The organism is Lederbergia sp. NSJ-179 (assembly GCF_022867885.1).
Lineage (GTDB): Bacteria > Bacillota > Bacilli > Bacillales > Bacillaceae_C > Lederbergia.
Genome location: NZ_JALIFP010000007.1, coordinates 1 through 14,956, shown reverse-complemented (window position 1 = coordinate 14,956; position 14,956 = coordinate 1). Strand labels below are relative to the sequence as shown.

The following is a 14,956-nucleotide window of genomic DNA, read 5'->3' as shown; positions in this document are numbered from 1 at the left end:
CTTTCTTTTTTAAGAATTTGTTCGTTTCTCTCTTACTTCATTATTTACAGTTTGCTATGCAATTGTCAATAATGGAAGGTTTTTGAGTCTACCAGTTTACCCAAAGTCTGCTAATTCAGTAGAACCAATTAATGTATTTTTTCGATAAAAATATAAAAACTTGTTTATTCATAGAAAGCACAGGGTAAAGTTAAAATGCGCGCAGCATTAAAACATTTTTCTAAACAAGGAGAGGATTTTAATGGCTGATAAAAACAAAATGAGTCGAGAAGAAGCTGGACGTAAAGGCGGAGAAACAACAGCAAAGCAACATGACAAGGAATTCTATCAAGAAATTGGACAAAAAGGCGGAGAAGCTACCGCTGAAAACCACGATAAAGATTTCTACAGAAAAATCGGAGAGAAAGGCGGAGAAGCCCGCCATGACAATGATCAATAACCCTGAAATAAACTCCAGACCTTAAAATGACAGGTCTGGAGTTTTTATAGTAAAAACCTAGTACACGGACGTGACTGTAGATTCTAAAAAATCTTGCTCAATCTTAAGAAATACATCCTTAAGATTCTCCCTACCTCCCATTTTTTCGTACCAACCTTGAACACGCGCCACATGTGCCTGATCACTTCTCACCTTTTGTTCAATCTTTTCATACTCTTCCATACTATCATATTCCCAAATCGCCATAATTTCCACTTCATTCTCTTTTTCCTGCGACATCCATCTCCCGACTAATCGTGCCCCATATTTTAGTTGTGTAGGCAGCAACGTATGATTAAAATGTTGGTTGAATTCCGTGACAATCTTCGGCTTTACTTTATACCTTTTTCTACGATAGATCATAAACAAATCCTCCTTTATTGTAAAATTTATTTTACACACAAATCAAACCATCTTGCCAATCACAGCACGATGGTTTGATTTCAGCTTTATCCAAAACGAAAATATTCTTTTGCATTATTATAAGAAATGCCTTGAAAGATTCCTTCTAACTGCTATTGCGATGCTTTGGCTTCTTGTATCTTGGCTTCTGACTCTTCAGTAATCACTCGCAAATATTCATTACGATCCATATCCTCTTTTGAATATCTGCGCGGATCAAGATCGACATATTGATCCCATACACTGATCTGTTCAGGTGGTGTTGCAGGTGGATGTTCGAAAATGGATGCAACATTTGCCTCATCGGCAAAATCGTAATCTTGGAAAAACTCTTTAAGCACCTCTTCATTTGACGTTGTTGGGCCAATCCCTTGCCGCGATGCAATTTTTTGATAATCGGCTTCTGTAAAATACGTAAGCACTTCGAATGCTGCATCCTTCTTCTCACTCTGAGGATTAATACTTAAAGCCATCAAATCTGTATCTGGACGTTGGCTAACTGCCGGACCGCCATCCCATACAGGAAGTGGTGCAACTGCCGCATTCAATGATTCATCATCTTTCCACCATTCTAATCCCTGAACGAATTCTACCGTCATCGCTGTCGTTTGTGCCTCTGGAAAACGAGCACTATCAAAATGGGCACCATCTGAATCTCCTTGCATATCGATAATTTGATCCAATAATTCAAAGTATTTGTCGAACTCAGGTTGATCTAATAGTATTTCACCCGTTTCAGGATCAGTTTTGTTCACTCCAAACTGCATCAGAGGAATATTCGGATTGGATAAATCCAATCCACGGTACTTCACACCATTCCTTTCACCTGTTAGTCTTTTCGCTACCTCTAAGACTTCGCTCCATGTCATATTATTAGATGGGTAGTTTTCACCAAATAAATCAAAAATATCTTTATTATAGAATAATACATAATAACCAACCTCATAAGGTAGACCTAATAGGCGGTTTTCCTTATCCTTCGACCGGATTGCTTCTATATAAGCTGGATTTATATGGCTTAAATCGTATGAATATTTTTCTACTAATTCATCTAAATCATAATCTATTTCAAAGTATTCCAAAACTTCTTGTGAGACTTGAAAAAAAATATCTGGATTCTCACCACTCGCAAATATTTCCTCTAAAGCCTCGCGACCATCCCAAGACTTTACCTGCTCTAATGTGATATGAGGAAGCGCGGCCTCAACAGGCTCTTTAAAACGGTCATTAAACATTTCCTCTTCCCAATGGGTTTGAATCTTCAGCGTGACTGGTTCCTTTTCCTCCTCATTGTCAGCATCATCGTCTTTCGTACCCTCTTGTTCAGTATTCGGAGTTGCATCTGTTTGTTCATTCGAATCCTTTGAGCATGCGACCAACAATAGACCCAAACAACTAAAAAGCATAAAAATAAGCCAAACCTTAGAAAGCGCCTTCATTTTTCCCCTCCATTACTAGTGATGTTTTGATCTTTCCACATTTGATCATCCGCAGCTACCTTTAGGCCTCACTTATCTACCGCCGTCATTCTCTCCCATCTCCCAATTCACTCATCGACCCCCTATATAGATGGATTTTGTTCTCTATCACTTCCCTTAAAAGCAGGGAATGAGATATTATACTGAATATAACTAGTAACACTGTATATGTCAAGGTAAATACGCCCTGAAATAAGTAAGACAAGCCATGGCTTTTCGACATAAATAGACATTATGATAATATATCAATATATATCAAATAGGTTGATTTTAATCGAACAGGAGGCTAATGATTAGCCCCCTGTTCGATTTGTTAGATAGCTTTATCCAAAACGAAAATATTCTTTTGCATTATGATAAGAAATACCTTGAACGATTTTCCCTAAAAATTCTATATCATGAGGGACTTCTCCATTTTCCACCCACTCAGCAACGAAGTTACATACAAGTCTTCTAAAATACTCATGTCTTGTATAAGAAAGAAAACTCCGTGAATCTGTTAACATACCGATAAAGCGGCTAAATACGCCCATATCAGCCAAATTCTGCATTTGATGTAACATGCCTGCCTTCGTATCATTAAACCACCAAGCTGTGCCAAACTGGATTTTGCCCGGAATTCCCCCTCCTTGAAAACTACCAATCATCGCGGCAATCGTCGGAAAATCATTGGGATTTAAAGAATACAAGATCGTTCTTGGCAAGGCGTTTTCCCTTTCTAATGCATCCAATAACCCCACTAATGGCTTGGCAATCCCTTCATCATTCATCGAATCAAAGCCTGTATCTGGTCCAAGTTTTTCTAGCATTCTCGTATTATTATTTCTTAAGGCATTGATATGATATTGCATTGCCCAATCATATTTTGCATATAATTTCCCAAGAAATTGCAGGGTATACGTTTTATATTTTTTCTCCCCGTCAAGGGAAACCTTCTTGCCATCTAAAGCTTCCTTAAAAAATACAGAGGCTTCCTCTTTGCTCGTTTCTGCGTACATCATTGTATCAATCGCATGATCGGAAACCTTGCAGCCAACCGCTTGAAAGAAATCGACCCTTGATTCAAGTGCTTGAAGAAAATCATCATAAGAGTGGATGGGAATGCCTGAAGTCTGTTCGAGCTTTTTCACCCAATCTTGAAATCCATCCCGATTTAACTCTAACCCTTTATCGGGACGGAAACTAGGTAATACCGACACTTCAAAACTTGCATCCTCTTTTATTTTTTGATGATATTCAAGGTTGTCGACTGGATCATCTGTTGTACAAACAACCTTCACCTTTGATTTTACAATAAAATCACGGGCTCCATACCCTTCACTATTTAGTAGGGTATTGACTTTCTCCCAAATCGCAGGAGCTGTTTCTTCATTGAAAAGATCATGGATTCCGAAAAATCTTTGTAATTCCAAATGGGTCCAATTGTACAAAGGATTTCCGATCAACATGGGAACGGTTTTGGCCCAAGCGATAAATTTATCATAATCACTCGCATCACCCGTAATATACTTTACATCAATCCCATTCGCTCTCATGGTCCGCCATTTATAATGATCTCCATACAACCAAATGTCTGTGATATTTTTAAATTGCTTATTTTCATAGATTTCCTGAGGACTTAAATGACAATGGTAATCAATAATCGGCATATCCTTCGCATACTCATGATACAAACGAACCGCGACTTCATTGTCTAATAAAAAATTTTCATTCATAAACTCTTTCATTTTTCACACCAGCTTTCCTTTATTTTTTCTAGCAAAATATAGGTGAGGAAATTTCCTACAACCCTAGCAAATCAACATGTTTGCCAATATGATAGACAAGGGCTTTACGGTACACGTCTTCACAGCGATTTAAGGTCTCAAAAAATTCATCTTTGAAGATATAACGACCCTCTTCATTTGTAGCTGTCAAAAGAATGCCGTATGTAACATGAAATAATTGTCGTGCCGCATCATCATTCATATAGAGAGCCAGTTCTTCATCTGAAACTTGGTCAAGCGGCGTTACACTCGCTAAATCCGGTGTTACATGATAATAGGCCAACGCCTCCTTAAAATGCTCCAAAGCATACGCATGCATGCGGCGGTATAGGCTAGGATTCGTATTCGCAATCACTCGAACAGCTTCTAACCAGTTTGTGCCCGCCGTTTTAATATGAAGAATCCCTTTCGTGTATTTCGCAATAATCGGGAATACTTTAAATTTATCACTTCCAGAATGAATACTTAACTTATAGCCGAAATATTCCGCAATCAATGCATGCTCCTCTAATTCACGCTCAAATTGTTCGATATCGCCAATATAATCGATTCCTTTTTGAAATTCCCCACAAAATCTTGGCGCTAAACTTGTTACACGAACGCCCCTGTTCCTTAATTCATTGGCTACAAAAAAATGGGCCTGCGGTGAAGTAATTGTCTCTGTTTCATCTATCGAAATTTCAAAATCAATCGTTCGATCGGCGCTCTGAATATACGTATGATAGACATGGGCCATATAGTCCAAGGCTTCCGCATATTGTAAAACATTCTTCATAACGCTATTTTCATCAAAGTGAATCGAGAGTCCGTTAACGGAAAATGTTTGGTTTAGATATTCCTTTTTAAAATAAGTCTTTGTTTCTTCATCTAATTGTTCAAATTCAGTAGCAAGTTTGTCCGCAGATAAAGAATCAATTTGTTTAGGAATATGATCGGAACAATCCAAGGTTAGCATAGAAACACCTAAGGATAAGGCATATTCGATGTCCTTTTCTTCCTTAATATGGTCACCGTCTGCCCCAAAGCCCTCTTTATACCCCTCTTGGAACACCGCAAAGCTAGCCGCATCTAACATATCCTCCATTGTTCGATTTAAAAGCGTTAATTCGCGGATACTTTGCTGAGCAAGAATTGGTTTTACAGTGCGTTGACGAACCGTTTCAATATGGCCAGGGGAAGCTAAACCAAGACGATCTCCTAATCCCATTGTTGCTGTCTTTGTTCCAAACGCCCGTGGAACCGTATAATCAAAATAACGATTTAACACTAGACGATTTTCATGTGAAAGGGGACAAACTTTTTGATGATTGCTTACGATTGTACCTTGCAAATCCTTAAAAATAGGCCCGTCCCCAACCGCCAGCAACCATTTCCCTTCCTGATCATGTACCATTAATAGGTGAGTACCATCCTGTTCTGTATGCGATTGATCATAGATTTTCACATCCGCCGATGCCGGAATTTCCCCTGTTTCCAATCCATTCATAATTTCGACTAAATGATTCATCCAAAAAGCTCCTTTCAAAAATAGAGTTGATAACGATTTCAAAATACTGTAAAATCATTTAATAACAACGTTGTTATTACTATAGTAATCTATTTCCCCCTTTAGAACAACCCATTTAGATCATTTTTTGAAAAAAGAAAGCATTGTGAAGGAAATTTCTAAAAAACAATCTTTTCAAAGAAGAATAGATTTTTTTCCAGAGAAACTATGATACATTAATAAAAATACGAACTTTTATTTAGGTGATAATATGAGTACAACGATCAAAGATATTGCATTAGTGGCGGGCGTTAGCTATTCAACGGTTTCCAAGGCATTGAATAATAGCCCTTTAGTGAAAAAAGATACAAAAGATAAAATAATGGCCATCGCAAAAGAGATGGGCTATGAACCTAATTTTGCCGCCCAACGACTTGTTTCCAAAAAGACAAAAATGGTTGGGTTAATTTGGCCAACGATTGAGCGGGTCGTCTTAGCGACATTAGTGACAAAGATTAGTGATGAAATTAGAAGGACATCCTACTCGATGATTCTTTCTGTCGATCCGATTGAAATCTCTCTCGAAACATTCAGGAAATTCCAAGTAGATGGGATTATTTTATTTGAGGAAGATGTCGATTTAAAGATTGACACACACCCGATTCCTCTTCTTACTTATGGGGTTTCAAAGAAGGATGGCTCTCCCTACCCAGTTATTGATGCGAATCATGAACAGGCCATGCATGATGCTATCCAGTATTTAATTGAATTGGGGCATAGACGGATCGCCTATATTGGCGACATGTCACCGAAAGATCCGATGCAAATAGAAAAATATAATGGATTCCTCCAAGCAATGAAAAAAAATAATCTACCAGTGGAGAATCATCATCTCGTCAATACAGGTGGATTAGATTGGTATGATGGCTATTCGGCTGTAAAAAAACTTTTAGCTCATCCCCCTCTACCCACTGCGATTGTAGGAGGAAGCTATGATATTAGCGGCGGTATCATTCGCGGCTTGAAGGAAAATCAAATTGATATTCCTACAGATATTTCTATTATTAGCTATGATAATATTCCGCAAATGGCCAATCTAGAAATTCCATTGACCTCGATTGGTGTTCCCGTTGACCAGTTGGCGAAAGAAATTGTGCATACCGTTATTCAACTGATTGAAGAACAAAATCTAGATCCCTCTGGGAAAAAATTACAGCCAATTTTAACCGAAAGAGCTTCCTGTGCCCCGCCTCCTTCTCTAAACTGACTTGGCGGGAATGAGGGCTTACAGTACAGGATGTAGGTCAGAACGGCGTGGCGCTTGTCGTCGTGCCCTTAGCCGTTCTTCCTAATTAAAGTGTTTTTTTAGATGGTAAAAAAAAGCTTGAGAACATCAATCAAGTTCTTAAGCTTTTTTACGATCATAGGAAGTACATATAGATTTCTTTTTCAGGGAGCCATTCAAAGCCTAATCCTTCATATAATTGACGAGCCTTTTTATTATTTGTACCTGTGTTGAGCTGCAGTCTATTCGCTTGATGTTGTACTGCCAACTCTTTCGCCTTATTTATAAGGGCCTTCGCAACTCCTGTTTTCCTAAAAGCGGGTCGTACATACAGGTCCTGAATCCGCAAAAATGGTTTTCCTTTTGTTGTGGAAAAACTCCAATTTAAAGCAATAAACCCCACAAAATCTGCTCCTCTTCTTGCCATAAAAAAGTCGGCACAGGCAAAATCTAATAAATTTTTTAAATTCTGCCTACATTTCTCTAGCTGCCCCAATTGCCAGTCGCCATTGGGATTCATATAATCTACTAAAAGATGACTTGCTTCAGAAAGCAAGTCTGACGATAACGCGACAATCTCTGTTCGTGGCACCAAAGTAACCTCCCGTATTCTTCTACTCATCTTTATTGGCCATTCGATCAATCAATACCGCATTATAAGCTCCACCAAAGCCATTATCTATATTGACAACACTGATCCCTGAAGCACAGGAGTTTAACATTGTTAATAATGCGGACAGGCCCCCGAAATTGGCTCCATAACCAATACTGGTTGGGACAGCAATGACAGGATGGGAAACAAGGCCACCGACGACACTTGGTAAGGCGCCTTCCATTCCCGCTACGACAACAGAAACGGTTGCATTTTGTATATCGTCTATCTGATCGAATAGGCGATGAATGCCGGCTACGCCTACATCATATATTCGTTTGACATTGCTACCCAATATTTCCGCTGTGACTGCTGCTTCCTCTGCCACAGCAAGATCGGAAGTACCTGCACAAATCACCGCAATATAGCCCTTTGTTGGACTTGAAGGGGCTTGTTGATAGGACAAGATGCGGGCGACCTTATGATACGTAAAATGTGGTTCCTCCTGTAAAATAGCATCGGCCTTTTCACTCGATATCCTCGTCACCAACACATCTTCTCTTTTTGCCAAAATAGCCCTTATAATAGAAAGAATTTGTTCTGAACTTTTTCCTTCTCCATAGATGATTTCAGGAAACCCTTGGCGCTTTCTTCGATGGTGATCCACTTTCGCAAATCCTAAATTTTCATAGGTTGCAAGTCTTCTTTTGGCCTCCTCTACGGTTAATTGACCATCTCGCACTTGTTGTAATATTTTTTCCATTGCTGTACACACCTTTAAGAGACGTTTTTATAATAAAACTTAACATCAACTGTAGAAAAATCCGCCTCTGTTTCTGTTTTTGAACAGAAATATCCTAAACCAGAACCTTATTCATACTGCCACTCTTATATCCATTCAAATCCATTGTGATATATTTGTAACCAAAGTCTTGTAGTTTTTTCGCAATTCGCGCATGATTGTTTAATAGAATGGGCATATCCTGCGGTTCTACCTCAATTCTGGCAATCTCTTCATGTGTTCGAACCCGCACCTGACGAATCCCCAAACTTTGTAGATAGGCTTCCGATTTTTCTACCTTCGTCAGCTTGGCTTGAGTTATTTTTTCCCCATAAGAAATACGAGAGGATAAACAAGCAAAGGAAGGTTTATCCCAAGTGGGGAGCCCCTGTTTTTTTGAAAGGATCCTGATTTCATCCTTAAATAAATCAGCTTCCTGCAAGGGACCTCGAACCCCTTTTTCCTTTGCAGCCTTTATACCAGGGCGAAATTCATTCAGATCATCTGCAATAACACCATAGATGACATTTTCGAATCCTTTCTCTTCCATAATCGGAATTAAATGTTCAAACAAACTGTTTTTGCAGAAATAACAGCGGTTTTGATCGTTTTCAGTATATCCTGGGATCGCCAATTCCGATGTCTCAACAACGGTATGATGGGCGCCAATAAATTGAGCCAGTTCTTTTGCTTCCATTAATTCCTTTGTTGGGTACGTTTCCGAATCGGCCGTAACAGCTAAGACATTGTCTTTTCCCAATGTGTCCACAGCCACTTTAAGTAAAAAGGTGCTGTCAACCCCACCGGAAAAAGCAACAACCACTTTGTTCATTTCGCGAAGAATGGATGTGAGTTTTTCATACTTTTCCTGCAGCAAGGTATCATCTCCTTCCTCTCTTAGATTGTCATACTGCCAAAACCACCATCCACACGTAGGAATGTACCAGTTACAAACCCAGAAGCTTGATTGGAAGCTAGATAAATCGCCGCTCCTTGCAGTTCCTCAGGTTCACCAAAACGGTTCATCGGTGTGTGCCCCATAATCGATTTCACACGCTCTTCACTAAGTATTTTTCGATTTTGCTCTGCAGGAAAAAAGCCAGGGATAATGGCATTGACACGAATGCCATGGGGGGCAAATTCTCTTGCTAAAAATTGTGTCACACTATTCACCCCTGCTTTGGAGGCAGAGTATGTAAATACTTTCGATAAAGGTGGGCCAGATGAAACAGAAGAAATATTAATAATACTTCCTTTCCGCTCCTGTTCAATCATTCGTTTCGCAAAATGCTGAATCGTGAAAACAAGCCCTTTCAAATTGACATCCATAATGTCATCCCATTCCTCCACTTCCAAATCAAAGAATGGAGTAGGGCTATTTTTCCCCGGAGCATTTAATAAGATATCACATCCGCCCGCCCATGACTCAATGTCCTCAGCTGCCTGTTTGATCGTGTCGAGCTCACTGACATCCGCTTGAAAAGCTTTTGCTTCTCCGCCAGCTTCCACGATTTTCTGTACTACCGTTTCTGCCTTTTCCATATTTCTGCCAACAATTGCCACTTTTGCACCATGTTCGGCAAATCCTTTGGCGATGGAACCACCTAATACACTATTACCACCAATCGCCACAGCGACCTTCCCTGATAAATCAAATAATGAGCTCATATTAGTCCCTCCCACTCTTAAAATAAATTTCCGTTTTCATCAAACTTCCATTCATACAGATCAGAAACTTTCTCTATATATTCGTTATGCTCCACTTCGTCCAGTAAAGCTTCTGATACTTCAATTTCACCAATTTCCAACGTATTTTTGATCCGTACCATTTTTACTTTGGTAAAATCTAAAATATTGCATGTTTTAATTGCGGCTTGTATCGCAAATTGATCATTCGCCAAGGCAGTGGAGATATGCGTTGGCCCCACGACTGTGGAGGTTAGGCCATTGGCATAGGTGACATCCCGATTCATTTTATCTACTAATCTTTTTGTAGTGAAATCGGCTGTTCCCACTCCATTGGCATTTCCCTCTGTTTCGTCAGTTAAATCAAGCACAACCATTTTTGACACTTCAGGTCCACCATAGGCATAGGGTGTTGGATACCTGCCCGTAATATTAGGGTCCATCCCATCGCCACTAATGTTTTTGCCAATCTTATCAATCACTAGGACATCAATCTTATCAAAATAGAGTTTGGGAAGTTGAGATTTTGCAAGTTTCTGCAATTCCATTTCTTTTTCTTCTATTTCATCTGTTACTAAAACATCAATCGTATGAACCTTATCAAAGGCATTCTCAACTGTTGCAACAGCAAATAAAATCGGCATTTTAGCCAATGTTATTTTCGCCATCGCTGGCACATGCTCGGCCATATGCTTGAATCCGAGTTGGTGGCAAGCTTCTGCTCCCTTTTGTTTTCCTAATCCAATACTAATCATCTTCATGATGCCACTTTCAATGGGTCCACGAAAAGCTGTATGTGGTTTTACCCGATTGATCACGACAATGCCATCCGCTTCTGAAGCAATTTTATCAATATAAACAGGTAATCCATTGGGTAGTTTCCCTAATTGAATTACTTCCATGGATGAACGGATTTCCGCTTTTACACTCTCTTCTGTCACCCCCAAATGCTCCAAAACCGCACGCTGTCCCTCTGCTGTTGCACCGCCATGACTTCCCATACAGGGAACAATAAAAGGAATGGCACCGAGGTCCCGCAAAAATTGAACGGTCACAGCCGTCATTTCGACAAGGCGATCTAATCCCCTGCTTCCTACAGCAACCGCAATTTCCATACCTGGCTTCACTTTGTTTCTTATTTCTTGACGCTCCAAACGGGATTTTAAAACAGCCGTTAAATCATCTATTTGGGTGGAATCAAAATGCTGTTTCACCTTCGTCATTTTTGGAATAGGTATATCCTTTACTAACTCTTTAATAATATCCATGGATTGTTCACTCCGTTTTTTGCCAAATACGATCATGGCATTCTAACATTTCTTACCTATTATCATAATAGATGAGCTCCAAAAATTTGTAAACACTTTCAATCTATCAATCACTTCGAATTCTCCTGTTCCTTTTTCAAAATAGAACACTAAGATCTGCATCAAACTAAATCCTTACACCTAAATGCTCGTTTTGGAATCTTCGTAAACTCCCCAATTAACAACGTTGTTATTTTCATGCTATACCAAAATTCACAAAAAAACAAGTGTTTTTCATCATCAAACATGGGGGAACTTCAATTATGCAGGCACGGATCCTTAAAAAAGTACATCAAAGCTTGGTTCTTTGAGGAAATTATTCGTTAAAGGTGCCCGACAGCAAATGATTCCTCGCCACCGGGACACCTCTTTCAACTAATGGATTGTTAATAGAATTCTTCCATTTGCTTTACCTATTGCCTTCCCATTTCTGAATAAGTGAATTGGCATCTGCCTATAGTTAACCTTTTACAGATCCTAGCAAGGCCCCTTTGGCAAAATACTTTTGCAAAAATGGATAGCATAATAAGACAGGCACAGTTGCGACTACGATTGTTGCCATTTTGACTGTTACTTCTGGTGGCGGAACATCAGTATAGGCAGCCCCATCATAGTTCATCCCACTTGCTAGGACAACGATTTGTCTTAGTAAAACTTGGACAGGCCATTTTGATGCATCACTTAAATAAAGAATGGCATGCATATACGTGTTCCAGTACGTAACCGCATAAAACAAGGAAATCGTTGCAATCGCTGGTAGGGAAATTGGAATCACAATACGAAAGAGTATGCTAAAGTCATTGGCTCCGTCGATTTTCGCAGATTCTTCTAGCCCTACAGGTAAATTCATAAAAAAGCTTCTGAGAATAATCATATTAAAAGCATTAATGGATACAGGGATAATCAGAGACCATAACGAATTTAACAGGCCTGTTTGTTGAACCACTAAGAAAGTAGGAATCATCCCCCCATTAAACAGAAGAGTAAAAACGATAATGAAATTAATAAATCTTCGTCCCACTAAATCTCTACGAGAAAGCCCATAAGCTGTTAAGGTGGATAATAACATACTCCATACCGTTCCACCTACTGTTACAGTAATGGAAACAAGTAAGGCACGGAAAATAGTATCCGTTGAAAATATATACCGATAAGCATCTAGGCTAAATTTAGTTGGGAATAATAGAAACTTGCTGCTTGCGATTTCTGCACTTGTGGCAAATGAACTCCCCACCACATGAATAAACGGTAAAAATGTAATAAACGCAATAAGAAATAACAAGGTATTATTCACTGCATCAAAAACTCTACTTCCTGCAGATACTTCATTAGGTCTACGTTTCTTTTTCATTTTCAGCACAAACTCCTTTCTGGATGTTGTTCAAAATTGTGCATTTCTTTTTAACCAGACATTTTTACATTAATAGATTCCTTCTTCTCCAAATTTCTTCGCTAATCGATTGGCAAAAATGACCATCACAAGACCAACAGCTCCTTTAAAGAAACCAACCGCTGTACTGTAACTAAATTGGCCTTGTTGTAACCCCGCCACATACACATACGTATCAAAGATTTCAGCCACTTCACGGTTAGAAGCATTCAACAATAGATAGACATGCTCAAATCCAAGCTCAAGCACATCGCCAATTTTTAAGATTAATAGCACGATAATGACACTGCGAATCGCTGGTAATGTAATATGCCACATTTGTCGAAAACGATTGGCCCCATCCATTTTGGCTGCTTCATATAATTGCGGATCAACCGCTGTAATCGCGGCAAGGAAAATGATGGTTCCCCACCCTGCTTCTCGCCAAATCACCTGGATAATGTACATCGGCCGAAACCACTCAGAGCTTAGAAGGAAATTAATTTTATTAAAGCCCAAGCTATCTAAAACAGAATTAATAATGCCTCCGTCCAGTGTTAACATCACATAACTAATGGAAACGATTACAACCCATGACATAAAATGAGGAATATATATAATCGTTTGCACGCCTCTTTTGAAAAAGGCATTTTTTACTTCATTTAACATCAAAGAAATAATGATCGGAATTGGAAAATAAATCAGTATTTGTAAAGCAAATAAAACCAGTGTATTTTTAAAAATCATCCAAAAATCTGAACTGGTGAACAATCTTTTAAAGTGAGCAAATCCTACCCATTCACTCCCAGAAATCCCTAAGTATGGTTTGTAATCTTGGAAGGAAATAATCAATCCATACATCGGGATATACTTATAAATAATAAAATAAATAATACCCGGTAATATCATTAAATAAATGAGTTTATTTTTTTTAATACGCCTAAAGGTTTCTGCTCTTTTCTTCTTTTTTACATTTCCAATCATTTGTTTCTCTACCAAAGCCGTCCTCATTTTCAACTCCCTCTCTGTAAAAAGTGTTTGTATGCAAGTGGTGCAAGTAAATCGTACGTGATCTAGTGGATGTCGTCTATAATCATTTTGTTATTTCTTTCCACCATAAAAGAAAATGATTATCCCCTTATCCTTTCATACATTTATATAGAAGGAACAAGATAAGGAAAAGATGACTGATCCACTATTCAGTCATCTTTTCCGCTTACATTATGAATTCGATTCATTAAACTCTTGGATGACTTTTTCTCCGCCTTCTGCTTTCCATTTTTCAATCGCCTTGTCAAATCCTGCCTCATCTGTTTGCCCTAAAATATATTGATAGGTTGCATCTGTCATAATTTGTTGTAATCGTGCTCCATCTTGAATATAGGTCTCCGAATCTAGTGTAACCGTTGGGTCATTAATGAGATACTCCTCGTTCTCAATAAATAATTTTTCCGATTTCGCTTTTGGCTCGTAGTCAAAATAACCCTCATATCTGCCATTTGTTTCAGGTTCACCAATCTCAAGGGCTTGATATGGTTTTACTTCTCGATCAAACTTCGCCTGATCCTCAATGGGGAGTGCACCGCCATCTTTCACTGTATAGGTGTCACCTTCCACCCCCCAATAAAGGGCATTGGATAGTTCGGGGTCCATTAATTGATCAAAGAAGGCTAAAATTTTCTTCAAATCATCCTCTGTTTTCACAGCACTTTTAGGAAACATCACTAAATTTCCGTATCCTGGAATAGACCATATACCGAACTCTCCATCCGGACCAGTTACCTTATTATGAACATCTAAATCAATATTGGGGTTAATAGCGACTGCATCCGCATGAAGGCTGACAACATCACCCATAGAACCTACATAAATCCCTGCTGTACCATTCTCGAAAAATTCCTGTTGATCGACTTTACTTGTAACAGGAAAGTCTTTGTTGATGTATCCGTTTTCATGTAATTTTTTAAAAAAGTCCATTGTTTCCTTATATTCTGGGAACATAAATTCAGGTAATAGCTCCCCATCTTTTTCTCCCCAATTATACAAATGCGTGGTTTAACTCCACCGTCTTTAGACGGTATCAGCTTTTAGCCTTTCCCTTAAATGTCCATACTTTAGATGAGGTGAAGGTATTGGACGGATATAGAAAAAGTAGTCATGCTGTATATGACATCAAATACCATGTAATTTGGGTGACCAAGTACAGGTATAAGGTGCTACATGGACAGATTGCAATAAGGGCAAGGGAGCTGATAAGACAAGGTTGTGAAGCAAGAGGTATTACCATTTTGCAAGGAAGCGTTGGAAAAGATCATATTCATTTGTT

General features: G+C 38.9%; 13 protein-coding genes and 2 pseudogenes. 3 read left to right on the top strand and 12 right to left on the bottom strand.

Features of this window, described 5'->3' with window-relative positions:
- Window positions 1-241: 241 nt before the first annotated feature.
- Window positions 242-430 (top strand): annotated as a pseudogene (locus tag MUB24_RS07305) (KGG domain-containing protein); the annotation flags it as partial.
- Between the two features lie 66 nt (window positions 431-496).
- On the opposite strand, the gene MUB24_RS07300 reads toward MUB24_RS07305, so the two are convergent.
- From MUB24_RS07300 to MUB24_RS07285, 4 genes are all read right to left on the bottom strand, one after another.
- A complete protein-coding gene (locus MUB24_RS07300) occupies window positions 497-841 on the bottom strand; it encodes an NIPSNAP family protein (protein WP_244702732.1) in 345 nt (114 codons plus the stop codon).
- 152 nt (window positions 842-993) lie between these two features.
- Window positions 994-2,319, bottom strand: coding sequence for an ABC transporter substrate-binding protein (locus MUB24_RS07295; RefSeq protein WP_244702730.1), 1,326 nt, complete (start codon window positions 2,317-2,319; stop codon window positions 994-996).
- 362 nt (window positions 2,320-2,681) lie between these two features.
- The gene (gene uxaC / locus MUB24_RS07290) at window positions 2,682-4,085 is read right to left on the bottom strand and encodes a glucuronate isomerase (RefSeq protein WP_244702728.1); all 1,404 of its coding nucleotides are present in this window, start codon (window positions 4,083-4,085) and stop codon (window positions 2,682-2,684) included.
- 55 nt (window positions 4,086-4,140) lie between these two features.
- A complete protein-coding gene (locus MUB24_RS07285) occupies window positions 4,141-5,631 on the bottom strand; it encodes a tagaturonate epimerase family protein (protein ID WP_244702726.1) in 1,491 nt (496 codons plus the stop codon).
- A gap of 250 nt (window positions 5,632-5,881) precedes the next feature.
- On the opposite strand from MUB24_RS07285, the gene MUB24_RS07280 reads away from it, so the two are divergent.
- The gene (locus MUB24_RS07280; protein ID WP_244702724.1) at window positions 5,882-6,877 is read left to right on the top strand and encodes a LacI family DNA-binding transcriptional regulator; all 996 of its coding nucleotides are present in this window, start codon (window positions 5,882-5,884) and stop codon (window positions 6,875-6,877) included.
- 154 nt (window positions 6,878-7,031) lie between these two features.
- On the opposite strand, the gene MUB24_RS07275 is transcribed toward MUB24_RS07280, so the two are convergent.
- The 8 genes and pseudogenes from MUB24_RS07275 to MUB24_RS07240 all read right to left on the bottom strand — a co-directional run.
- A complete protein-coding gene (locus MUB24_RS07275) occupies window positions 7,032-7,487 on the bottom strand; it encodes a GNAT family N-acetyltransferase (protein WP_244702722.1) in 456 nt (151 codons plus the stop codon).
- Between the two features lie 22 nt (window positions 7,488-7,509).
- Window positions 7,510-8,250: a nickel pincer cofactor biosynthesis protein LarB gene (larB, locus tag MUB24_RS07270; protein WP_244702720.1), complete on the bottom strand. Its 741-nt coding sequence runs from the start codon at window positions 8,248-8,250 to the stop codon at window positions 7,510-7,512.
- A 94-nt stretch (window positions 8,251-8,344) separates the two neighbouring features.
- Entirely contained in the window at window positions 8,345-9,145 is an 801-nt protein-coding gene (larE, locus tag MUB24_RS07265; RefSeq protein ID WP_244702718.1) for an ATP-dependent sacrificial sulfur transferase LarE, read from the bottom strand.
- Window positions 9,146-9,165: 20 nt separating this feature from the next.
- On the bottom strand, window positions 9,166-9,936 hold the full coding sequence (locus tag MUB24_RS07260; RefSeq protein ID WP_244702716.1) for an SDR family oxidoreductase: 771 nt from the start codon (window positions 9,934-9,936) through the stop codon (window positions 9,166-9,168).
- A gap of 17 nt (window positions 9,937-9,953) precedes the next feature.
- Window positions 9,954-11,222: a nickel pincer cofactor-dependent isomerase, group 22 gene (locus MUB24_RS07255; RefSeq protein WP_244702714.1), complete on the bottom strand. Its 1,269-nt coding sequence runs from the start codon at window positions 11,220-11,222 to the stop codon at window positions 9,954-9,956.
- A gap of 499 nt (window positions 11,223-11,721) precedes the next feature.
- Complete coding sequence (locus MUB24_RS07250) at window positions 11,722-12,612, bottom strand: carbohydrate ABC transporter permease (protein ID WP_244702712.1); 891 nt, start codon at window positions 12,610-12,612, stop codon at window positions 11,722-11,724.
- Between the two features lie 69 nt (window positions 12,613-12,681).
- Window positions 12,682-13,641: an ABC transporter permease gene (locus MUB24_RS07245; RefSeq protein ID WP_244702710.1), complete on the bottom strand. Its 960-nt coding sequence runs from the start codon at window positions 13,639-13,641 to the stop codon at window positions 12,682-12,684.
- Window positions 13,642-13,851: 210 nt separating this feature from the next.
- A pseudogene (locus MUB24_RS07240) lies at window positions 13,852-14,670 on the bottom strand (type 2 periplasmic-binding domain-containing protein); the annotation flags it as partial.
- 92 nt (window positions 14,671-14,762) lie between these two features.
- Between MUB24_RS07240 and tnpA the strand changes: the two are divergent.
- Window positions 14,763-14,956 (top strand): IS200/IS605 family transposase (tnpA, locus tag MUB24_RS07235; RefSeq protein ID WP_244702708.1); only part of this gene is annotated, 194 nt, incomplete at its 3' end.

Bases quoted from the DNA above. Each gene is read 5' to 3' on its own strand.
- uxaC (WP_244702728.1), bottom strand. From the start codon at position 4,085: ATGAAAGAGTTTATGAATGAAAATTTTTTATTAGACAATGAAGTCGCG.
- MUB24_RS07260 (WP_244702716.1), bottom strand. From the start codon at position 9,936: ATGAGCTCATTATTTGATTTATCAGGGAAGGTCGCTGTGGCGATTGGT.
- MUB24_RS07295 (WP_244702730.1), bottom strand. From the start codon at position 2,319: ATGAAGGCGCTTTCTAAGGTTTGGCTTATTTTTATGCTTTTTAGTTGT.
- MUB24_RS07300 (WP_244702732.1), bottom strand. From the start codon at position 841: ATGATCTATCGTAGAAAAAGGTATAAAGTAAAGCCGAAGATTGTCACG.
- MUB24_RS07255 (WP_244702714.1), bottom strand. From the start codon at position 11,222: ATGGATATTATTAAAGAGTTAGTAAAGGATATACCTATTCCAAAAATG.
- larB (WP_244702720.1), bottom strand. From the start codon at position 8,250: ATGGAAAAAATATTACAACAAGTGCGAGATGGTCAATTAACCGTAGAG.
- MUB24_RS07250 (WP_244702712.1), bottom strand. From the start codon at position 12,612: ATGAAAAAGAAACGTAGACCTAATGAAGTATCTGCAGGAAGTAGAGTT.
- MUB24_RS07245 (WP_244702710.1), bottom strand. From the start codon at position 13,641: ATGAGGACGGCTTTGGTAGAGAAACAAATGATTGGAAATGTAAAAAAG.
- MUB24_RS07280 (WP_244702724.1), top strand. From the start codon at position 5,882: ATGAGTACAACGATCAAAGATATTGCATTAGTGGCGGGCGTTAGCTAT.
- MUB24_RS07285 (WP_244702726.1), bottom strand. From the start codon at position 5,631: ATGAATCATTTAGTCGAAATTATGAATGGATTGGAAACAGGGGAAATT.